19 protein-coding genes are annotated in these 20,245 nt (G+C 69.2%); 15 read left to right on the top strand and 4 right to left on the bottom strand.

Annotated elements, in window-relative coordinates; genetic code table 11:
• Positions 1-40 precede the first annotated feature (40 nt).
• The 4 genes from QF046_RS03110 to QF046_RS03095 all read left to right on the top strand — a co-directional run bounded on the left by QF046_RS03110 (position 41) and on the right by QF046_RS03095 (position 4,087).
• On the top strand, positions 41-403 hold the full coding sequence (locus QF046_RS03110) for a YraN family protein (protein WP_307366097.1): 363 nt from the start codon (positions 41-43) through the stop codon (positions 401-403).
• Entirely contained in the window at positions 400-1,932 is a 1,533-nt protein-coding gene (locus QF046_RS03105) for a YifB family Mg chelatase-like AAA ATPase (RefSeq protein WP_307366095.1), read from the top strand. Before QF046_RS03110 ends, QF046_RS03105 begins: the two co-directional genes overlap by 4 nt.
• Positions 1,929-3,113 (top strand): DNA-processing protein DprA, encoded by a 1,185-nt coding sequence (gene dprA, locus QF046_RS03100; protein ID WP_307366093.1) that lies wholly within the window; start codon positions 1,929-1,931, stop codon positions 3,111-3,113. The genes QF046_RS03105 and dprA overlap by 4 nt, the downstream gene beginning before the upstream one ends.
• A gap of 71 nt (positions 3,114-3,184) precedes the next feature.
• Complete coding sequence (locus tag QF046_RS03095) at positions 3,185-4,087, top strand: tyrosine recombinase XerC (RefSeq protein ID WP_307366091.1); 903 nt, start codon at positions 3,185-3,187, stop codon at positions 4,085-4,087.
• A gap of 18 nt (positions 4,088-4,105) precedes the next feature.
• On the opposite strand, the gene QF046_RS03090 is transcribed toward QF046_RS03095, so the two are convergent.
• Positions 4,106-4,687: a murein hydrolase activator EnvC gene (locus tag QF046_RS03090; protein WP_307366089.1), complete on the bottom strand. Its 582-nt coding sequence runs from the start codon at positions 4,685-4,687 to the stop codon at positions 4,106-4,108.
• 316 nt (positions 4,688-5,003) lie between these two features.
• Here QF046_RS03090 and rpsB point away from each other — a divergent pair, with 316 nt between their 5' ends.
• From rpsB to QF046_RS03045, 9 genes are all read left to right on the top strand, one after another.
• On the top strand, positions 5,004-5,942 hold the full coding sequence (gene rpsB / locus QF046_RS03085; protein WP_307366087.1) for a 30S ribosomal protein S2: 939 nt from the start codon (positions 5,004-5,006) through the stop codon (positions 5,940-5,942).
• 45 nt (positions 5,943-5,987) lie between these two features.
• Positions 5,988-6,815, top strand: coding sequence for a translation elongation factor Ts (tsf, locus tag QF046_RS03080; protein ID WP_307366085.1), 828 nt, complete (start codon positions 5,988-5,990; stop codon positions 6,813-6,815).
• A gap of 99 nt (positions 6,816-6,914) precedes the next feature.
• On the top strand, positions 6,915-7,631 hold the full coding sequence (pyrH, locus tag QF046_RS03075) for a UMP kinase (RefSeq protein ID WP_307366083.1): 717 nt from the start codon (positions 6,915-6,917) through the stop codon (positions 7,629-7,631).
• Positions 7,632-7,704: 73 nt separating this feature from the next.
• Positions 7,705-8,259, top strand: coding sequence for a ribosome recycling factor (frr, locus tag QF046_RS03070; protein ID WP_307366081.1), 555 nt, complete (start codon positions 7,705-7,707; stop codon positions 8,257-8,259).
• A 5-nt stretch (positions 8,260-8,264) separates the two neighbouring features.
• A complete protein-coding gene (locus tag QF046_RS03065; protein ID WP_307366078.1) occupies positions 8,265-9,515 on the top strand; it encodes a phosphatidate cytidylyltransferase in 1,251 nt (416 codons plus the stop codon).
• Positions 9,515-10,099: a DivIVA domain-containing protein gene (locus tag QF046_RS03060; RefSeq protein WP_307366076.1), complete on the top strand. Its 585-nt coding sequence runs from the start codon at positions 9,515-9,517 to the stop codon at positions 10,097-10,099. Before QF046_RS03065 ends, QF046_RS03060 begins: the two co-directional genes overlap by 1 nt.
• A 63-nt stretch (positions 10,100-10,162) precedes the next feature.
• Positions 10,163-10,822, top strand: a complete 660-nt coding sequence (locus QF046_RS03055) for a transglycosylase SLT domain-containing protein (protein WP_307366074.1) — start codon at positions 10,163-10,165, stop codon at positions 10,820-10,822.
• A 9-nt stretch (positions 10,823-10,831) separates the two neighbouring features.
• The gene (locus QF046_RS03050) at positions 10,832-11,119 is read left to right on the top strand and encodes a hypothetical protein (protein ID WP_307366071.1); all 288 of its coding nucleotides are present in this window, start codon (positions 10,832-10,834) and stop codon (positions 11,117-11,119) included.
• Positions 11,116-11,832, top strand: coding sequence for an alpha/beta hydrolase (locus tag QF046_RS03045; RefSeq protein WP_307366069.1), 717 nt, complete (start codon positions 11,116-11,118; stop codon positions 11,830-11,832). The genes QF046_RS03050 and QF046_RS03045 overlap by 4 nt, the downstream gene beginning before the upstream one ends.
• Positions 11,833-11,851: 19 nt before the next feature.
• Here QF046_RS03045 and QF046_RS03040 read toward each other — a convergent pair whose 3' ends face one another.
• The gene (locus tag QF046_RS03040; protein ID WP_307366067.1) at positions 11,852-12,931 is read right to left on the bottom strand and encodes an AI-2E family transporter; all 1,080 of its coding nucleotides are present in this window, start codon (positions 12,929-12,931) and stop codon (positions 11,852-11,854) included.
• Between the two features lie 163 nt (positions 12,932-13,094).
• Between QF046_RS03040 and QF046_RS03035 the strand changes: the two genes are divergently transcribed.
• On the top strand, positions 13,095-14,948 hold the full coding sequence (locus QF046_RS03035; RefSeq protein ID WP_307366065.1) for a glycosyl transferase: 1,854 nt from the start codon (positions 13,095-13,097) through the stop codon (positions 14,946-14,948).
• The gene (locus QF046_RS03030) at positions 14,945-15,895 is read left to right on the top strand and encodes a tetratricopeptide repeat protein (RefSeq protein WP_307366063.1); all 951 of its coding nucleotides are present in this window, start codon (positions 14,945-14,947) and stop codon (positions 15,893-15,895) included. Before QF046_RS03035 ends, QF046_RS03030 begins: the two co-directional genes overlap by 4 nt.
• 11 nt (positions 15,896-15,906) lie before the next feature.
• Here QF046_RS03030 and glgB read toward each other — a convergent pair whose 3' ends face one another.
• The gene (gene glgB, locus QF046_RS03025) at positions 15,907-18,114 is read right to left on the bottom strand and encodes a 1,4-alpha-glucan branching protein GlgB (RefSeq protein WP_307366061.1); all 2,208 of its coding nucleotides are present in this window, start codon (positions 18,112-18,114) and stop codon (positions 15,907-15,909) included.
• A complete protein-coding gene (locus tag QF046_RS03020; RefSeq protein WP_307366058.1) occupies positions 18,111-20,183 on the bottom strand; it encodes an alpha-1,4-glucan--maltose-1-phosphate maltosyltransferase in 2,073 nt (690 codons plus the stop codon). Before QF046_RS03020 ends, glgB begins: the two co-directional genes overlap by 4 nt.
• Between the last annotated feature and the right edge of the window lie 62 nt (positions 20,184-20,245).

The following is a 20,245-nucleotide window of genomic DNA, read 5'->3' as shown; positions in this document are numbered from 1 at the left end:
TGAGCCTCTCGGCGTCGGTGCGGCCCGTCAGGCTGTCGTCATGGCAGCGAAAGACGTGTTGGGGAGGGCCGGCGAGGAGCGCGCCGCCGAGTACCTGAGAACCCGCGGGTACGCGATCCTGGATCGCAACTGGCGATGCGATCAGGGCGAGATCGACATCGTGGCGACCGTGGACGATGCGCTGTGCATCGTCGAGGTCAAGACCCGGCGCACCGATCTGTACGGGCATCCGTTCGAGGCGGTGGACGAGCGCAAGCGGCGCCGCCTGTGGCGTCTGGCTTTCGCCTGGTCGGCAGCCCATCCGGATGCTGCGCGCAGACGCCGGCTGCGGCTGGAGGTCGTGGGGCTGATCGGAGCGGATGCCGAGACCGCCCGACTGGAGCACCTGGTGGACCTGCTGTGAGCACGGCGCGCACCTGGGCCGTCGCGCTCACCGGCGTCGACGGCCACATGGTCGAGGTGGAGGCCGACTTCTCCACCCAGACACCGGACTTCAAGATCATCGGGCTGCCGGACAAGGCGCTCGGCGAGGCCGTCCAGCGGGTGTGGAATGCATGCAGCAATGCCGGCCTGGACGTGCCTCGACGGCGGTTGACGGTCAACCTGTCGCCCGCCAGTCTGCCCAAGCACGGCTCGGGGTTCGATCTGAGCATCGCCGTCGCGACGGCCGCGGCCGGCGGGGTGCTGCCTCCCGAGGCGATCCGCTCCACGGTGCACATCGGGGAGCTCGGGCTCGATGGCAGGCTCCGACCTGTGCCCGGGGTGCTGCCCGCCGTCTACGCCGCCGCACGTGCAGGTTTCGAGCGTGTCATCATCCCGTACGCGAACGCCGCCGAAGCGGCGCTGGTGCCGGGGATCGAGGTGCGGGCGGCGGCGTCGCTGGGGGAGGTCGCGGCGCTGCACGGTGCCGAAGTGGAGGTGCCCGAAGTCGAGCCGGTCGGGATGCCCGCGCAGGACGGCGATGCCGGAGCGACCGCGCTCGACCTGGCGGATGTCGTGGGTCAGGAGGAGGCCGTGGATGCTCTGATCATCGCCGCCGCTGGAGGACACCACATGATGCTCAGCGGTCCGCCGGGTGCGGGCAAGACCATGCTGGCGCGGCGGCTGCCCGGCATCCTGCCGCTGCTGGATGATGCCGAGGCCCTCGAGGTGGCCGCCATCCGCTCGCTCGCGGGGGAGCCGGTGCTGGCGCTCGACACCGTCGCGCCGTTCGTCGCGCCCCACCACAGTGCATCCTCGGCTGCTCTTGTGGGCGGCGGATCCCGGGTCGCCCGACCGGGAGCCATCGTCCGAGCGCACCGCGGCGTGCTCTTCCTCGACGAGACGCCGGAGTTCCAGCGAGTCGCACTGGATGCACTGCGACAGCCCCTGGAATCCGGACGGATCGAGGTGCATCGAGCAGGATTCACCGCCAGTTATCCGGCGAGGTTCCAGCTGATCCTGGCGATGAATCCGTGTCCGTGCGGAAACTACGGGGTGCGGGGAGCGGAGTGCACCTGCCCGCCGATGGCCATCCGCCGCTATGCGTCGCGGCTGTCCGGGCCGCTGCGCGACCGGATCGACATCGATCTGCAGGTAGCGCGGGTCGCTGCGTCGCGCGCGACTTCGGGAGAGCGTTCGGCGACCACATCCGCCGTCGCCCGCAGCGCCGTGCTCGCGGCGCGGGAGGCTGCCGCAGAACGCTGGCGCGGCTCGCCCTGGCGCGTGAACGGCGAGGTGCCGGGGGAGCGGCTCCGACACGGAGCGCTTCGGCTGCCCGCGGCCGCACGCGCGCCACTCGATCGTGCCCTGGAACGCGGCACCGTCACCCTCCGGGCGTACGACCGCGTGCTGCGCATCGCGTGGACAGCGGCCGACCTGGCGGGGCTCACCTCGCCCGGCATCGAAGAGCTCGGGCGGGCTCTGTTTCTCAAGAAGGGCCTGCTGGCATGAATGCGGTGGTGATCAGGATGCTGGATGACGACAGGCTGCTGCCGACGGCGTCGCGACTGCGGCCGGACGCTGCCCCCGAGGAGACGCTCGCACGGGTGGCGTGGTCGGTGCTCGTGGAGCCGGGCGACGGTGTGGCGGGTGCCCTCATCGCCGAGCACGGGGCTATCCGCGCTCTGGAGATGGCCGTGGGGGAGATGGGGGAGTCGGGCCTGCTGGTGCCGGGCTCGATCTCGCCGCGGCAGCTCGCCGAGGCACAGGCGCGTTGGAGTCCGAGGGCGCGCAGCCAGGCCGTGTGGGACGCGATGGAATCCTGCCTGGTGATCGGAGGACGGCTGCTGCTGCCGGGAGACGATCTGTGGCCCGCCGGCCTCGAGGACCTCGGCGTGCACGCACCCGTGGTGCTCTGGGCGCGAGGTGACCTGGGCAGGTGCGTCGGTCGGCGGACCGCGTCGATCGTCGGGGCTCGTGCGGCCACCGCCTATGGCGAGTCCGTCGCGGCCGAGCTGGCCGGCGACCTCGCCGCCGGCGGCGTGGTCATCATCTCCGGCGGCGCGTATGGCATCGACGGCGCCGCACACCGCGCAGCGCTGGGGGCGGGCGGCACGACGATCGCCTTCCTGGCCGGCGGGATCGACCGTGCCTACCCGGTCGGGCACCAGCAGCTGTTCGACCGGATCCGCGCCGGTGGCGCGGTGCTCAGCGAGGTGCCCTGCGGGAGCGCGCCCACCAAATGGCGGTTCCTGCAGAGAAACAGACTCATCGCCGCGGCCGGCGCGGCCACGGTGGTCGTCGAGGCCGGCTGGCGCAGCGGATCCCTCAACACGGCAGGGCACGCCGCGGCGCTCGGGCGACCGCTGGGGGCCGTCCCCGGCCCCATCTCGTCGGCCGCGTCCGCCGGATGCCATCGACTGCTGCGCGAATACGACGCGGTGTGCGTCACGAGCGCGCAGGAGGTGCGCGAACTGTGGCAGGACGGTGCCGACGACGTCGCGACCTCGATGCCGGTGAGTCCGGATCAGGTCCGCCTCCTCGACGCGGTCAGCACCCGCACACCCCGTGACGTGAACGAGATCGCACGGCTGAGCGGACTCGCGGAGGCCAGGGTGCGCAGCCTGCTGGGGCTGCTCGACCTCGACGGCCTCGTCGAGCACGTGCCGGACGGCTGGCGACGCACCTCCTGACGCACCACGGCGCGGCAGCGCTCTCGGCGCGGGAAGGCGCCGGGAGGCGCCGGGCGCGGCATCCTGGAGTCATGAGGTTCTCGGAGGCCGCCGACGCGTTCACGACGCATCTGGCGCAGGTGCGTCGCCTGTCGCCGTCGACCGTCCGCGCGTACCGCTCCGACCTCGCCGACCTCGGGCGGGCCACCGGCGACATCGAGATCGCAGACATCGATCTCGAGGCGCTGCGCGACTGGCTCTGGCAGGCGACGCAGCGCGGCGACGCGCGCTCCACCATGGCGAGGCGGGCGGCCGCCGTGCGCTCCTTCTTCTCCTGGGCCCACGATGCGGACATGGTCGCCCTCGACCCGAGTCTGCGTCTCATCACGCCGCGACGCGCGAAGACACTTCCCGTCGTGGCGTCCGCCGACGGCATGCGGACGCTGCTGGAGGACCAGCGCGCCGCCGCCTCGGGCGGCGACCCGGTCGCGCTGCGCGATCATGCTCTGCTCGAACTGCTGTACGCGGCCGCGATCCGCGTCTCGGAGCTCTGCGGGATCGACGTCGACGACCTCGACCTTCAGCGCCGTACCGTACGGGTGCTCGGCAAGGGGGCCAAGGAGCGCGTCGTCCCGTTCGGCGCCCCTGCGGCCGAGGCACTGGGCGCGTTCCTGACGCGGGGTCGCCCGACCCTGCTCGCCCGCGCCGAGAAGGCGACACCCGCGCTCTTCCTCGGCGCCCGCGGCGCGCGCATGGGACCCCGAACCGCGTACACCGTCGTCGCCCGGGTCCTCGGACCCATCGTCGGCGCGGAGCACGTCGGCCCCCACGCCCTGCGGCACTCCGCCGCGACCCACCTGCTCGACGGAGGCGCCGACCTGCGCGCGGTGCAGGAGATCCTCGGACATGCCAGCCTCGGCACGACCCAGATCTACACGCACGTGTCCGCCGAGCGCCTCACCGCCAGTTATCGACTCGCCCACCCGCGGGCGTGACGCCGACCGTACTCGCGGTCAGCTCGCGCAGCACGGAAGCAGGATCGCCCGCGGCGGCGTCCCGAACAGTCCACGCGGATTCACGTACACGTCATCCACCCGCACCCCGACATGCAGGGTGCCACGCGGCGCGTGACCTCCGTCGGCGAGCACGCCGAGGACATCACCCGCGGTCACCACGTCGCCGGGGGAGAGATCGGATGCCACGGGCTCCAGAGTCGTGACATAGCCGCGACCGTGATCGATGGTGATCAACGGGCGGTCGACGACGGTGCCGCGGAACGCGATCACGCCGTCCGCCGGGGACTGCACCTGAGAGCCGGGCTCCGCCGCCACATCCATCCCACGATGCCCCGGCCCGTAGTCATGGGCCGGTGCGCGGAACGGAGCGATCACCAGCCGCTGACCGTCCGTGGGCCACACCCACGGGTAGCCGGGTGCGGAGTCACCTGGCGTCGCCTCGCCGGCGCGGATGAGCTCACCGGTGACGGCCGTCGCGCGGTCTGCCGATCCGCCCAGCAGCAGCCCCATGGCGATGCCGAGCGCCAGCACCGACAACCGCCGATGCCGTCGTCCGCGCCACCCGATGAACGCCGTCATCCCACCACACTGGCAGTCGAGCCGGTCGCTGAGGGCTCGGGAATCCGGCATCCGTGGACAACCCGTGACCGGCACGGAATGTGCAGGGTGAAGCGTGCTCCGACGGCGGTTCGCGTGCGCCGCCATCCTGTACACTGGAGGAGCACCCCGAAATCGGGGTGACTACGCGTGCCCAGAGCGACCACGGTCGCGGCATCCCACTCCCACAGGTCCCGTTCGAAGAACGGGCGGGTGTGCGCCGGGCACCAGGAATGCCGATCACTCGATCGGCGACATAACCTCAACGACGCGACAGCGTCAGAACAAGGAGACGACCATGGCTGTGGTCACCATCCGCCAGCTGCTCGACAGCGGCGTGCACTTCGGACACCAGACCCGTCGGTGGAACCCGAAGGTGAAGCGCTTCATCCTCACCGAGCGCAGCGGCATCCACATCATCGACCTGCAGCAGTCGCTGGGCTACATCGACTCGGCCTACGACTTCGTCAAGGAGACCGTCGCCCGTGGTGGCACGATCCTCTTCGTCGGCACCAAGAAGCAGGCTCAGGAGATCCTCGCCGAGCAGGCGACCCGCGTCGGCCAGCCCTTCGTGAACCAGCGCTGGCTCGGTGGACTCCTCACCAACTTCCAGACCATCGCCAAGCGTCTGGCCCGCATGAAGGAGCTCGAGGAGCTCGACTACGAGACCCCCTCGGTCTCGGGCTTCACCAAGAAGGAGCTGCTGCTCAAGAAGCGCGAGCTCGACAAGCTGCACAAGTCGCTCGGCGGCATCCGCAACCTCACCAAGACGCCGTCCGCCCTGTGGGTCGTCGACGCCAAGCGCGAGCACCTCGCGATCGATGAGGCCAAGAAGCTCGGCATCCCGGTGATCGGCATCCTCGACACCAACGCCGACCCGGACGACTTCCAGTACCCGATCCCCGGCAACGACGACGCGATCCGCTCCGTCTCGCTGCTGACCCGCATCATCGCCGACGCCGCGGCCGAGGGCCTGCAGCAGAAGCACAACCCCGAGTCGGGCGACGCCGAGCCGCTGGCCGAGTGGGAGAAGGAGCTCCTCGAGGGCTCTGACGCTCCTGCCGCCGAGACCGAGGCTCCCGCCGCCGAGGCCACCGAGGCTCCCGTCGCTGAGGAGACCGTCGAGGCTCCCGTCGCTGAGGAGACCGTCGAGGCTCCCGCCGCCGAGGAGACCGTCGAGGCTCCGGCCGCTGAAGAGGCACCGGCCGAGGCCGCTGCTGACTCAGACGCCAAGTAAGCACACCGCACACCCGCACAGATACGAAGCAAGGAGCCACCACACATGGCCAACTTCACCATCGCCGACATCAAGGCGCTGCGCGAGCAGCTCGGCACAGGAATGGTCGACACCAAGAAGGCGCTCGAGGAGGCTGACGGCGACGTCGAGAAGGCCACCGAGATCCTGCGTCTGAAGGGTGCGAAGGGCAACGCGAAGCGCGCCGACCGCTCCACCAGCGAGGGCCTCATCGTCGCTCGGGAGACCGAGGGTGCCGTCACGCTGATCGAGCTCGCCTGCGAGACCGACTTCGTCGCGAAGAACGAGCGCTTCATCACGCTCGCCGACAAGGTGGCGGACGCCGTCGCCGCTGTCGGTGCAGACTCCGTCGAGGCTGCACTCGCAGCTCCCGCCGGTGACCAGACCGTCGAGCAGCTCATCTCCGATGAGGCTGCGATCATCGGCGAGAAGGTCGAGCTCCGCAAGGTCCGCACCGTCAAGGGCGAGGGCCTCTCGGCCTACCTGCACCGCACGAGCAAGGACCTGCCGCCGCAGATCGGCGTCGTCGTCGCCTACACGGGTGACGACGCCGAGACCGCTCGCAGCATCGCGCAGCACATCTCGTTCGCGAACCCGTCCTACCTGACCCGCGAGGACGTCCCCGCGGCAGATGTGGACAAGGAGCGTGAGATCGTCACCGAGATCTCCCGCAACGAGGGCAAGCCCGAGGCCGCACTGCCGAAGATCGTCGAAGGTCGCGTGACCTCGTTCTTCAAGCAGGTCGCCCTGCTCGAGCAGGACTACGCCAAGGACAACAAGCTGTCCGTGAGCCAGGTCGCGAAGGATGCCGGTATCACCGTCACCGACTTCGCCCGGTTCAAGGTCGGCGCGTAACACCTGAGAAGGGGTTCGGATCCATTCGATCCGAACCCCTTCTGCATGCCCAGACCAGGCTGAGGCACTATCTTGAAACCGGACGAGAGGACACACCCCATGACCGAAAGCACAGGACGCCGCCGCGTTCTCCTCAAGCTCTCCGGCGAAGCGTTCGGGGGCGGCCAGCTCGGCGTGAACCCTGATGTGGTCGGCCAGATCGCCCGTGACATCGCCGCCGCGGTGGACAGGGTCGAGATCGCCATCGTCGTCGGCGGCGGCAACTTCTTCCGCGGAGCCGAGCTCAGCCAGCGCGGAATGGACCGCGGCCGCGCAGACTACATGGGCATGCTCGGCACCGTGATGAACGCGCTCGCCCTGCAGGACTTCCTCGAGCAGGCGGGTGCGGCCACGCGCGTGCAGTCCGCGATCTCGATGACCCAGGTCGCCGAACCGTACATCCCGCTGCGCGCGGAGCGGCACATGGAGAAGGGACGCGTCGTGATCTTCGGCGCCGGCGCGGGCCTGCCCTACTTCTCCACCGATACGGTGGCCGCCCAGCGCGCGCTGGAGATCGGTGCCCAGGAGGTGCTCGTCGCCAAGAACGGCGTCGACGCGATCTACACCGCCGACCCCCACAAGGACGCCACGGCCGAGCGCATCGAGCGGGTCACGTATCGCGACGCGCTGCAGCGCGGTCTCAAGGTCGTCGACTCGACGGCTTTCAGCCTCTGCATGGACAACGCCATGGACATGCGCGTGTTCGGCATGGAGCCGGCGGGCAATGTCACCCGGGCGCTGCTGGGCGAGCCGATCGGCACGCTCGTCACCGCCTGAGCGCCCTGTCGCTCACTGTCCGTGCGCCCGCGCCGGATAGAATCATCTGAAACCCCTGATGTTAGGAGCCCCCGTGATCGCGGATGTCCTCACCGACACCACCGGACGCATGGCGCGTGCGGTCGAAGCTGCCAAGGAGGACTTCACCACGGTCCGCACCGGCCGCGCCAACCCGCAGATGTTCCAGAAGGTGATGGTGGACTACTACGGTTCGCCGACTCCGCTCGCGCAGCTCGCGTCGCTCGCCAACCCCGAGGCGCGATCGCTCATCGTCACGCCGTACGACAAGTCGGCGCTCCGTGCGATCGAGCAGGCGATCCGCGACATGCCCAACCTGGGTGCGAACCCCACCAACGACGGCAACATCGTCCGTGTGACGATGCCTGAGCTGACGATGGAGCGCCGCAAGGAGTACGTCAAGCTCGTGCGCACCAAGGCCGAGGACGCGAAGGTCCGCGTACGCGGCATCCGTCGCAAGGCCAAGGACGAGCTGGATGCGCTCAAGGACGAGGTCGGTGAGGACGAGGTCGCACGCGGCGAGAAGGAGCTGGATGCTCTGACCCGCCAGCACGTCGACGCCATCGACGACGCCCTCAAGCGCAAAGAGGCAGAGCTCCTCGAGGTCTGATCGGCATGTCCGGCGAGAACCACTCCGAGGATCGACGCCCGGCCGCGCAGGAGCCGCGCCGGGACGTCGGCCCGGCGTCGCCTGCCGACGCGGATGCGCAGGCGCACGACGCCGAGGACGTCGCGACCCCCGTGCGCGGTGTTCCCCGGCCGGCACCCGACCCGGTGCCGCTCGCAGACAGCGCCTTCCCCGCGTTCGACGCGTCACAGGTGCCGCCTCGTCCTGCCGTTCCCGGTGCTGCGGACTCTGCCGGGCGCGGCCCGAGCACGGCGACCGGCTCCCAGGGAGCCATCCGCGACCAGTGGCGGGCCAAGCGAGACGAACTCGAGACGCATGTCACTCAGGCGCGCGACCAGATCGAGACCCACGTGTCGCAGGCGCGTGATCACTTCGATCAGGCGAACGAGCGGATCAAGGCGCGCACCGGTCGCAACCTCATCCTCGCGATCGTCATCGGGGTGGCCTTCGGCGGTGCCCTCGTGGCGTCGCTGCTCTTCGTGAAGTGGCTGTTCGTGCCGGTCGCCCTGGCCGCCGGGCTCCTCGGAACATACGAACTCTCGCGCGCGCTGCGCGCAGGCGGACGCCGCGTCGACGTGGCGCCCCAGCTCATCGCCGCCGTCGGAGTGCTGTTGGCCGCGGCGTCCGGGGAATTCTGGATCAGCTGGGTCGTGCTGATCGTCGCGGTCTCGTTCATCGCAGTCTGGCGGATGGTCGCCCAGATGGTCGTGAAGGACGGTCGCACCTACGGGGACGTCCTCGCGGATGTCGTTGTCGGCGCCTTCGTGCAGATCTACGTGCCCTTCCTCACCTCGGTGGCGATCATGCTGCTGTTCCAGGAGAACGGGCAGTGGTGGGTGCTGTCGTTCGTCGCGATCGCCGTAGCCGCCGACACCTGCGCCTACGCGGCCGGTCTCGCGTTCGGCAAGCATCCGATGGCGCCGCGAATCAGCCCGAAGAAGACCTGGGAGGGCTTCGCGGGCGCCGTCCTGGGGTCGCTCGTCGTGGGCGTGCTGCTCGCGATCTTCCTGCTGCACCTCGAATGGTGGGGCGGCCTGATCCTCGGCGCCGCCATCCTGCTCTCGGCGACCCTGGGCGATCTGGGGGAGTCGATGCTCAAGCGCGACCTCGGCATCAAGGACATGAGCTCCTGGCTTCCCGGCCATGGCGGCCTGCTCGATCGGCTGGACAGCATCCTGCCCTCGACGGTGCCTGCGCTGGCCCTGTACCTTTTGCTCTCTCCGTGGATTGGCTTCTGATGACCGATGCAGACCTCGACGTGTTCCGGGATGAGCAGGAGGCTCCCGCGGCCTTCCCGCTGACGTCCGGGCGACAGCGCGGCTATCACCGCTCTGCCGTGGACGCGTTCCTGGAAGCAGCCCGCGCGGCCTTCGAGGACGAACGCGACGACTTCGGAGCCGAGGACGTGCGCAGTGCATCCTTCCCGCTGGTGAAACACGGGTATGTCATCGCCGACGTCGATGCCGCGCTGGGGCGCGTCGAGGACGCCTTCGCCTCACGGCGCCGCGCCCGTGCTGTGCGCGCCGTCGGCGTCGACGAGTGGGTCGCCGACGCGCGCAGAGACGCCCAGCGCATCCTCGATCACCTCTCCCGCGCGCCGCGGCACCGATTCGCGCGCACCGGCGGGCTGACCTTCGGCTATCGCATCGACGAGGTCGATCACGTGGCCGACCGGATCTCGGCATACCTGCGCGACGGCGAGGCGCTGACGGTGGAGCAGGTGCGAGACGCCGCGTTCCGGATGCAGCGGGGCGGATACCGCGAGGAGCAGGTCGATGCGCTCCTGGACGCCACCGTCGATGTCATGCTCGCGGTGCGCTGATTCCCGCATGGCGCGTGGCACTCATGGATGTCTCAGGCTGTTCTGCATATACTGATGCCCATCGTGACTCCCGATAACGAATTGATATCGTCCTCGACGCGCCCGAACGCGTCGAGGCGGACGAAGACGAATCCCTGGCGACGTCGGCTCAGCGCCGTCGGCGCGGGGCTCGCGGTGATCGGCTTCTCCGCGGCTCTGCTCGCGCCTACCGGTACCGCCGTCGCGGACCCCACCACCGCGGGGGATTCCGAGCTCACCGCGTACTCCCTGGCTGCCCAGGACACGCAGAACATCACCGTGACGGTCGAGGGCGCGAAGATCGAGCCCGTCGCACGCGGCACGTTCGAGGTCTACGTCAAGCCGAAGCCCAAGCCGAAGCCCACCGCTCAGCCGGCCTCGACCAAATCCGGATCCAGCGCCCCGTCGCGGCCGAAATACACAGGCGGCGGTTCGAAGGAGGAGTGGATGTCGGCGGCCGGCATCGCCTCCAGCGACTGGCCGTACGTCGATTACATCGTCTCCCGCGAGAGTGGCTGGAACCCGAACGCGACGAACAAGTCGTCGGGTGCGTGCGGTCTCGTCCAGGCGCTGCCCTGCAGCAAGGTGCCGGGGAACGGCTACAACCCGGTCGACAACCTGCGCTGGGGCAGCGGCTACGCTTCCGGCCGCTACGGCGGCTGGGCGGGAGCTTACAGGTTCTGGACCACCCACCACTGGTGGTGAGCCGCACGTATGGCACGGTCGAATCGGCGACGGCCTGAGTCGTCGCGGACGGACGAGTCCTTCGATCGCCTGCTGGCCGGGTGGAAGCGCACCGAGATGCGCCGTGGTCACGAGTGGACGGTGCAGCCGATCTCCGCCGTGCAGGCGGTCAAGGAGTACCTCTGCCCGGGCTGCGGTCGTGCCGTCCCACCGGGAACGGCGCACCTGGTCGTATGGCGCGCGGACGGCGTGCTGGGCGAGTCGGCGGACCTCGCGGCGCGTCGGCACTGGCACACGGCCTGCTGGCGGATCGCATGAGCTTCGAGATCCGCGGCCCGATTCTGCTTCCCGCCGAGCGCGCCGACGTCGTGTTCGAGACCGCTGATGGGGTGTCTCTGGTCGGCGAGCTCGCCGTGCCGAGGGATCGGCCGCCGGTCACGACTTTGGTGACCCTGCACCCGCTGCCGACGGCCGGCGGGAACATGGACTCCCACATCATCCGCAAGACCTCCGCCCGGCTGCCCGCGCAGGCCTCTCTCGCCGTGCTTCGCTTCAACACCCGCGGCACGGCCTCGCCGCGGGGAACCAGCGGCGGCGCGTTCGACGGCGGAGCGGGCGAGCAGTTCGACGTCGCTGCGGCCGTCGAGTTCGTGCGCGAGCGGGGACTGCCGCGGCCGTGGCTGGTGGGCTGGTCGTTCGGCACCGAGCTCGCCCTGAAGTACGGACGCGATCATGATGTGGAGGGGGTCATCCTGCTCTCTCCGCCGCTCCACCGCGCGACGGATCACGATCTCGCCGGCTGGCGCGGCGACGAGCGGGAGATGATCGTCGTCGTCCCCGAGCATGACGACTTCCTGCGTCCGGCCGAAGCGCGGGAGCGATTCGCCGCGGTACCGCACGCCAGGCTGATCGCCGTCGACGGCGGACGGCACCTGTGGGTGGGGGAGAGTCAGACGCGTCGGATCATGACGGAGATCGTCGCGGCGGTGAATCCCACCGCCCTTCCGCTGAGCACCGACTGGGAGCGCTGAGTCTGCGCCCTCCTGCAGTTCAGCGTTCGTTCATCCGCGGGATCAGCACCTGACGGTAGATGATCAGAATGCTGGCCGCCACGGGGATGGCGATCAGTGCGCCGAGCAGGCCGAGGAGCGCGCCTCCGGAGAGAGCAGCGATAACGACGACCGCGCCGGGCACGGCGACGGCCCGGCTCATGATGCGCGGCGCGAGCAGATACGCCTCGATCTGCATGTAGATGAGGTAGTAGATCGCGGCGGCGAGGGCGGTCGACGGTGCGCCGACGCCGGGCAGCAGACAGGTCAGCACGATGATCGTCGAGCCGGTGAGCGTGCCGACCAGCGGGATGAGCGAGAAGAAGAACGCGATGACGGCGAGGACGGCGGTGAACGGCGCGCCGATGATGCTCAGGTAGATCGAGCTCAGGACGCCGTTGATCACGCCCAGCGTCACCTGCCCCATGACGTAGTGCCCGACGGAGTCGGTGATCTGGTCGGCGATGTCGATGAAGCGCTCGCGCCGTGAGGCGGGGACAAGCTGGTAGACGGCGCGCTTGAGTGAGGGAGTGGAGGCGGTCAGGTAGATGGTGAGCACGAGCACGATGAACGCGCCGAAGAGACCTGCCAGTACTGCGCCGCCGACGATCAGCACGCCTTGTCCGATCGAGGCGCTCCACTCGGTGACGTTCTTGGCCCAGTCCTCCTGCTGCATCCAGTTCTCGACGTAAGCGAAGACCGCGTCCACCTGGAGGTTGGGGAAGGTCTCGGTCAGCCAGTCGCGGAAGTTCTGCACCGTGGTGTCGCCGTCGACGATCAACGCGGTCACCTGCGACACCAACTGCGAGATCTGCTGGATGACAACAGGGAGGACGATGAGGACGATGACCGTGAAGATGCCCAGCACGGCCACGATCGTGGTCAGCACAGCCGCCCAGCGCGGAAGGCCACGGCGCTCGAGGAAAGTCACCAGGGGATCCAGGCCCAGGCTCAGGAAGAGCGCTGTGCCGAGGTAGAGGATGACGGTCGAAAGGGTCTGCACGCTGGTGAGCAGCACGATGCCGAGGCCGACGCCGAGCGTGGCCACCAGTGCGGTGCGGAATGGGCTGTGGATCTTCATGCTTCTCCTGGTCGGATGCGAGCAAGCCTATTGCTCCGACGGCCGCAGGCAGGAACGACGTGCCGCACGCGCTTGGTGGGCAATACACAGCTGCTTTGGATAGTCTGGAATGTCGAGCGGAGACCGTCGGGGAATGCCCGGGGCCACGTAAGGGAGTTGATTCGTGCGATTCGTATGGGCCGTCGTGGCCTTCGTGCTGGCCACGGTTCTCATCGGAGCGGGGATCGCGCAGCGCACCGTCTTCATGGGCCCATCGGAGCAGCGGATGGAGCTGGCGGTCGACGAACCGACGCCCTACGTGCTGATCGACGCCGACGTGCTGCGTGCGCATGATGGACTGCAGACCCTCCTCGTGCGCGGCGAGGGCGACATCTTCGTGGCCTACGGCCGCACCGACGACATGAAGTCGTGGCTGTCGGACACCGCCTACGACAGCGTGACGCTCACCAAGACGGGCAAGCCCAAGACCGCCCACGTCGAAGCGGAGCAGGCGCCGGCCGCCGGGGGAGACACCTCCGGTCGCTCGCCGGAGGGTTCCGACCTGTGGCTGGACTCCTTCGCCGACAAGGACTCGCTGGTCGCCGAGCTTCAGCTCACACCGGGCAACAGCGTCCTCGTGGCGCGCGACGGTGTGGAGCCGGCACCCTCTGACCTGTTGGTCACCTGGGGGCTGGACACCCGCACGCCCTGGGCGGGACCGCTGATGGCCGCCGGCGCGCTTCTGTTGATCGTCGGATTGATCCTCTACGTGCTCGCGATCCGCTTCCAGCGGCGCGGACGCGGTCCGCGCCGGAAGGGGCCCGGTCCTCTGCCCGAGACGCAGCCGATCACGATGCCGATGCGCGAGGAGATCGAGGTCGGGTCCGAATCCGAGCAGCAGCCGGGCGACGAGAGCGCACCGCCCGCGACGGGAGACGCCGACGGGGGGCGCAACCGGCGCACGACATCCGTGCGACGTCGCCTGACACTGGCGCTCCCTGCGCTCGCCCTGACGGCCGCGCTGGCCACCGGCTGCTCGGCGGACTCGTGGCCGCAGTTCGACGCGGCCACGCCGACACCGACGCCGACGCCGACTGTGGTGACGCCGGACAACCAGAAGCAGCCGGTCGTCACCCAGAAGCAGGGGCAGCGCATCGTCTCGGAGATCGCGAAGACCCTCACGAAAGCCGACGGCGATCTCGACGCGGCACTGGCCGAGACGCGGCTGACGGGTGCCGCTCTGGCCGCACGCAAGACCGAGTACGTCCTCCGCGGGAAGATCGCGGACCGCGACACCGCGCTCATCGTCCCTCTCGAGGACGTCAAGATCCTTCTGCCGGAGGCGACGGACGGCTGGCCGCGGACAGTGCTGGCGCTCACCGCGGCGAAGAAGAGCGACGCGCAGCCTCCCGTCCTCCTCGCAATGACCCAGGCCGACCCGTGGGCGGACTACCGGGTCACCTCGATGTCGGAGATGCCCGCGTCGGGAGAGTTCCCGAAGGTGGCACCCGCATGGCTGGGCACCACGCGCGTGCCCGCGGAATCCGCATTCCTGTCGCTGGAGCCCGCCGAACTCGCAGCGGCGTTCTCCGACTATGTCGATGCCGGAGACAAGAGCCAGTACGCCGGCGCCTTCGACGACGTCGCGAACCAGCTCGCCGCCGCGGTGCGGGACAGCCGGACGGCACTTCTGGAGAAGGCCGCGGAGGTGAAGGCCGATAAGACCTCCAAGGCCGTCTTCGAGATGAAGCCCGCGGACTATGAGCCCCTGTCGCTGGCGACGCTGGAGAGCGGCGCAGTCGTGGCGGTGTCGGTGGACGACATCCAGACCGTGACCAGCACCAGCCCGGATGCCGTCATCAAGTTCGAATCCGATGCGCAGGCCAAGGCGCTGACGGGTGTCTCGGAGTCCGCCAAGGGGTACGTGACGACGTACGGGTTCCAGCTCTTCTTCGCCGTTCCTCCTCAGGGCACCAACCAGCAGATCCGTCTCCTGGCCTATCACCAGGACATCCTCAACGTGAAGGTGATCAAGTGACCGATATCTCCGCCGCCGCTCTCCGCGGCGCCGTCGATCTGTCCTCGCTGCGCGGGCGCGCGGCGCAGCCCGCCTCAGCGACCGCCGAGGCGGCTTCCGCGGCACCCGGTGCCGGCGGTGTCGTCGACGTCACCGACGCCTCGTTCGGCGAGATCCTGGAGCTGTCACGATCGGTGCCCGTGGTCGTGGACCTGTGGGCCGAGTGGTGCGAACCGTGCAAGACGCTCAGCCCCATCATCGAGAAGGTGGCCCGCGAGCAGCAGGGGCGCGTCGTTCTGGCCAAGGTCGACGTCGACGCCAACCCGCAGATCGCCCAGGCGTTCCGTGCCCAGTCGATTCCTCTGGTGGTCGCCCTGATCGGCGGCCAGCCGGTGCCGATGTTCACCGGTGCCGTCCCGGAGCCGCAGGTGCGCGAAGTGTTCGCCAAGCTGCTCGAGGTGGCCGCGCAGAACGGCGTGACCGGCTCGGTCCCCGTCGAGGGCGCCGATGGCGCAGCGGATGCGGCAGAGCCTGAGGAGCCGGCGGAGGCTCCGCTCCCGCCGCTGCACGCAGAGGCGTACGAGGCGATCGAGGCCGGCGACTACGCCCGTGCGATCACTGCGTACCAGCGTGCACTGGCGGAGAACCCGCGCGATGAGGACGCCAAGGCCGGTCTCGGCCAGGTGCGGCTGCTGGACCGAGTCCAGGGACTCGACCTTCAGCAGGTGCGGGCGGAGGCGGCTGCCGCCCCTCGTGATGTGGAGGCGCAGTTCCGCGTCGCCGACCTGGATCTGGCCGGCGGACACGTCGAGGATGCCTTCGGTCGTCTCCTGGACCTGTTCGCCGAAGTCGAGGACGATCAGAAGGCTCCGGTGCGCGAACGTCTCGTGGAGCTGTTCGAGCTGATCGGCGCAGCCGACCCGCGCGTGGTCACCGCGCGGACCCGACTCGCCTCGCTTCTGTTCTAGAGCCCGGCGGCTCAGCCCCGACTGATGGTCGGCACGTGCGGGTCGACCTGGTGACGGAACCAGATCGTCGACAGTGCGGGGAGGGTGACCGAGGCGACGGCAGGAGAATCGTCGCTCTCCCCGGAAGCCTTGATGAGGCCGAGGTTGCCGTTCGCGTTGCCGCCGTACTCCGCGGCATCCGTGTTCAGCACCTCCTGCCAGGCGCCTTCGACGGGAAGCGCCAGACGGTAGCCGGTGCGCGTGGCTCCGGAGAAGTTCGTCACGACCGCCAGCCGACCGCCGTGCGCGTCCCTGCGCTCGAAGGCCACGATGCCGGGATCCCAGGTGGGTGCACCGAGTCGCGTGAACGATCGGCTGTCGTTGTCGCGCTCCCACAGCGGCGCCTGCCGGCGGTAGACCGCGTTCATCGCGCTGACGAAGTTCTGAAGCTGCGCGTGCGAGGGCTGGTCGAGCAGCCACCAGTCCAGTTCGCGGTCGACGGACCATTCGCCGATCTGTCCGAACTCCTGACCCATGAAGAGCAGCTTCTTGCCCGGGTGGCCCCACATGTAGCCGAGGTAGGCGCGCACGTTGGCGAGCTTGTGGTGGTGATCTCCCGGCATCCGTGAGATCAGAGTGCCCTTGCCGTGCACCACCTCGTCGTGGCTGATGGGGAGCATGTAGTTCTCACCGAATCCGTACACGAACGAGAAGGTGATCTCACCCTCGTGGTGCGAGCGGTACAGGGGGTCCCGCTTCATGTATTCCAGCGAGTCGTTCATCCAGCCCATGTTCCACTTGAACCCGAACCCCAGTCCGGCGTGGTCGGTGGGGGCCGTCACGCCGGGGAACGCCGTGGACTCCTCGGCGATCATCACGATGCCCTTGTGCAGGCGGTATGCGGTGGCGGTGACCTCCTGCAGGAAGCGGATGGCCTCCAGGTTCTCGCGGCCCCCGTGCACGTTCGGCTCCCATTCGCCGTCCTTGCGCGAGTAGTCCAGGTAGAGCATGGAGGCCACGGCGTCCACGCGCAGGCCGTCGACGTGGAACTCGCTGAACCAGTACAGCGCGTTCGCGACGAGGAAGTTGCGGACCTCGTTGCGTCCGTAGTCGAAGATCAGCGTGCCCCAGTCCTGATGCTCGCCGCGTCGCGGATCGGCATGCTCGTAGAGCGACTGACCGTCGAAGCGCGCGAGCGCGAAAGCATCCTTCGGGAAGTGACCCGGAACCCAGTCCATGATCACGCCGATACCCGCCTGGTGCAGCCTGTCGATCAGGTAGCGGAGGTCGTCGGGGGTGCCGTACCGGCTGGTCGGCGCGTAGTAGCCCGAGATCTGGTAGCCCCAGGATCCGCCGAACGGGTGCTCGGCCAGAGGCATGAACTCCACGTGCGTGAAGCCGGTGGCCTGGATGTGCTCGATGAGCGGGTCGGCCGCGGTGCGGTAGGTGAGCCCTTCCTGCCAGGAGCCGAGATGGACCTCGTAGACCGACATCGGATGGGCGACCGCGTGGGTGGCGGCGCGGCGCGTGAGCCAGGCGCCGTCATTCCAACGGTAGGCGCTGAGGGTGACGACGGACGCCGTGGCCGGTGGCAGCTCAGCGGACTGAGCCATCGGGTCGGCCTTGAGGATCCAGTGCCCGTCCGCGGTGAGGATCTCGAACTTGTAGCGGCTGCCGACCGAGACGTCGGGGATGAACAGCTCCCACACGCCGCTCGCGCCCATCGACCGCATGGCGTGTCCTTCGCCGTTCCAGGCGTTCCAGTCGCCGCAGACTCGGACCGCCTTGGCATCCGGAGCCCATACGGCGAAGTCGACGCCGCTGTCGCCGTCCAGCACGCGTGGATGGGCGCCGAGCACCTGCCAGAGCCTCTCGTGACGGCCCTCGCCGATGAGGTGGAGGTCGACCTCGCCGATCGCGGAGTGGTGCCGGTAGGGATCGCCGACGAGGGTCTCGTTCTGGCCGGCGTAGGCCGTGGCGATCCGGTAGGCGGACGGGGGACCGGCATGGTTACCCTCCCAGATCCCGTGTGCGACGTGTTCGAGCGGCAGTCGGTCGCCGTCCAGGAAGACGGCGGTGACCGATTCCGCGAGCGGTCGACGGGTGCGGATGACCGTGATGGTCCTGCCGACCTCGTCGGTCGTGGGATGCGCGCCGAGGAGCATGTGCGGGTCGTGGTGCGAACCGCTGCCGGCCTTCTTCCACTCCTCGGATACGGAGACATCCTCGATGTAGCTCATGATCGCTCCTTCACCTTCAGGATGTGCACCGGCTCGGCGAAGGCGTCGAGCCGCACGTAGTTGTGTTCGTTCCAGGTCCACGTGGCGCCCGTGAGAAGATCCTCCACCTCGAACCCTTCACCCGGCTGAACGCCCCAGATGCGCGTGTCCAGGTGCACGGTGGTCTCGCGCACGGAGTGCGGGTCGAGGTTGGCCACGACGATGATGGTGTCGTCCGCGCCGGTCCCCGTGAAAGCGGCGTCGAGATGCTTTGAGTAGACCAGGACGGAATCGTCGTCGCTCCAGTGGAACGTGATGTTGCGCAGCTGGTTCAGAGCCGGATGCTCGCGACGGATCTCGTTGAGGCGGCGCAGCAGGGGCGCCAGGGACTCGCCGCGCTGCTCGGCGCCGTCCCAATCCCGGAACTTGAACTCGTACTTCTCGTTGTCGATGTTCTCCTCGGACCCCGGGCGCGCGACGTTCTCGATCAGCTCGTAGCCGGCGTACACGCCCCAGGTGGGCGCCGCGGTCGCGGCGATGCAGGCGCGGATGCGATACGCGGCGCGACCGCCGAACTGCAGGTATTCGGTGAGGATGTCGTGCGTGTTCACGAAGAGGTTCGGACGCATGAAGTCGCTGGTCTCCTGCGACACGCTGGTGAGGAACTCCTCGAGCTCGGCCTTGGTGTTGCGCCAGGTGAAGTACGAGTAGCTCTGCTGGAACCCGACGGCGGCGAGCGCGCGCATCACGGCCGGCCGGGTGAACGCCTCGGCGAGGAAGACCACGCCGGGGGCGTCGGCGTTGACCTCGCCGATCAGCCACTCCCAGAACTGCAGCGGCTTGGTGTGCGGGTTGTCGACGCGGAAGATCTTCACGCCCAGGTTCACCCAGTGCATCACCACGCGCAGCATCTCGGCGTAGATGCCCTCGGGGTCGTTGTCGAAGTTCAGCGGATAGATGTCCTGATACTTCTTCGGCGGGTTCTCGGCGTACGCGATCGTGCCGTCCGGCAGCGTCGTGAACCACTCCGGGTGCTCGCGGACCCAGGGATGGTCGGGGGAGGCCTGCAGCGCCAGATCGAGGGCGACCTCCATGCCTTCCTTCTGTGCGGCGCGCAGCAGCGCACGGAAGTCCTTCTCGGTGCCGAGCTCGGGGTGGATCGCGTCGTGCCCGCCGTCGGCGGCGCCGATCGCATACGGGGAGCCGGGGTCTCCAGGCTCGGTGACCAGGGTGTTGTTGCGCCCCTTGCGGTTGGTCTCTCCGATCGGATGCACGGGCACGAGGTACAGCACGTCGAATCCCATCCCGGCGACGCCGGGCAGACGCTTCGCCGCCGTGCGGAAGGTGCCGCTCTTGACGGAGCCGTCCTTGCGGCGGACCGCGCCCTCCGATCGGGGGAAGAACTCGTACCAGGCGCCGACACCCGCCCGGAGTCGCTCCACGACCAGGGGAAGCCATTCCGTGGTCGAGCCGAGCGAGACGTGCGGGCGGGCGGCGAACGCCGCGGCGAGAGCGGCGTCCGTCGAGACGGCGATCAGCGCGTCGGCATCCGGCGTCCGCATCCTCTTGGCCGCGGCGCGCAGCAGCGTGCGCTCCGCCGCCGGACGATCCTTCTCGGCGGCAGCGGCGGTGAGCAGCGAGACGCCTTGCGCGCTCATCACGGCGATGTCCACACCGGCCGCGGCCTTGACCTCGGACGCGTGCGCCCAGGTGGCGAAATCGTCGGCGAAGCCCTCGAAGCGGTACGTCCACTCGCCGACCAGGTCGAGAGCGATCTCCGCGCGCCACCGGTCGGTGCCGTCGGCGAGGGGTGCGAGCCGATGCAGCGATTCGGCGCCGGTCGGATCGGTCAGCCGCACATGCGCGCCGATGCGGTCATGCCCCTCACGGAATGCGACCACGCTGAACGGGACGACCTCACCGGCGAAGGCCTTGGGCGGATAGCCCTGGGGCACGTGCGGGGTGGGCAGGAAGAGCGGGATGCGGCCGGCCCTCGTGCCACCGGGCGAGTCGGTCTCGGCGGCAGGCCGCAGAGGAATCCTGGCGGGGCTTCTCAGCGCCGCGGGTTCTTGAGCGGTTCGTGTGGCCACACCTTGAATGTACCGCTCCGCGCCGTCTGCGCCAGCCCCTCGCCGTGCGGGTCGCGACTCGG

Origin of the sequence: Microbacterium sp. W4I4 (assembly GCF_030816235.1) — a bacterium.
Taxonomy (GTDB): domain Bacteria; phylum Actinomycetota; class Actinomycetes; order Actinomycetales; family Microbacteriaceae; genus Microbacterium.
Note: the sequence above shows the minus strand (reverse complement) of the source record. Positions and strands in the feature narration are given on the sequence as shown.

Excerpts from the sequence above, each read along its gene's own strand:
- QF046_RS03110 (WP_307366097.1), top strand. The coding sequence starts at position 41 with ATGGCAGCGAAAGACGTGTTGGGGAGGGCCGGCGAGGAGCGCGCCGCC.
- dprA (WP_307366093.1), top strand. The coding sequence starts at position 1,929 with ATGAATGCGGTGGTGATCAGGATGCTGGATGACGACAGGCTGCTGCCG.
- QF046_RS03095 (WP_307366091.1), top strand. The coding sequence starts at position 3,185 with ATGAGGTTCTCGGAGGCCGCCGACGCGTTCACGACGCATCTGGCGCAG.
- QF046_RS03090 (WP_307366089.1), bottom strand. The coding sequence starts at position 4,687 with ATGACGGCGTTCATCGGGTGGCGCGGACGACGGCATCGGCGGTTGTCG.
- rpsB (WP_307366087.1), top strand. The coding sequence starts at position 5,004 with ATGGCTGTGGTCACCATCCGCCAGCTGCTCGACAGCGGCGTGCACTTC.
- tsf (WP_307366085.1), top strand. The coding sequence starts at position 5,988 with ATGGCCAACTTCACCATCGCCGACATCAAGGCGCTGCGCGAGCAGCTC.
- pyrH (WP_307366083.1), top strand. The coding sequence starts at position 6,915 with ATGACCGAAAGCACAGGACGCCGCCGCGTTCTCCTCAAGCTCTCCGGC.
- QF046_RS03065 (WP_307366078.1), top strand. The coding sequence starts at position 8,265 with ATGTCCGGCGAGAACCACTCCGAGGATCGACGCCCGGCCGCGCAGGAG.
- QF046_RS03060 (WP_307366076.1), top strand. The coding sequence starts at position 9,515 with ATGACCGATGCAGACCTCGACGTGTTCCGGGATGAGCAGGAGGCTCCC.
- QF046_RS03050 (WP_307366071.1), top strand. The coding sequence starts at position 10,832 with ATGGCACGGTCGAATCGGCGACGGCCTGAGTCGTCGCGGACGGACGAG.
- QF046_RS03045 (WP_307366069.1), top strand. The coding sequence starts at position 11,116 with ATGAGCTTCGAGATCCGCGGCCCGATTCTGCTTCCCGCCGAGCGCGCC.
- QF046_RS03040 (WP_307366067.1), bottom strand. The coding sequence starts at position 12,931 with ATGAAGATCCACAGCCCATTCCGCACCGCACTGGTGGCCACGCTCGGC.
- glgB (WP_307366061.1), bottom strand. The coding sequence starts at position 18,114 with ATGAGCTACATCGAGGATGTCTCCGTATCCGAGGAGTGGAAGAAGGCC.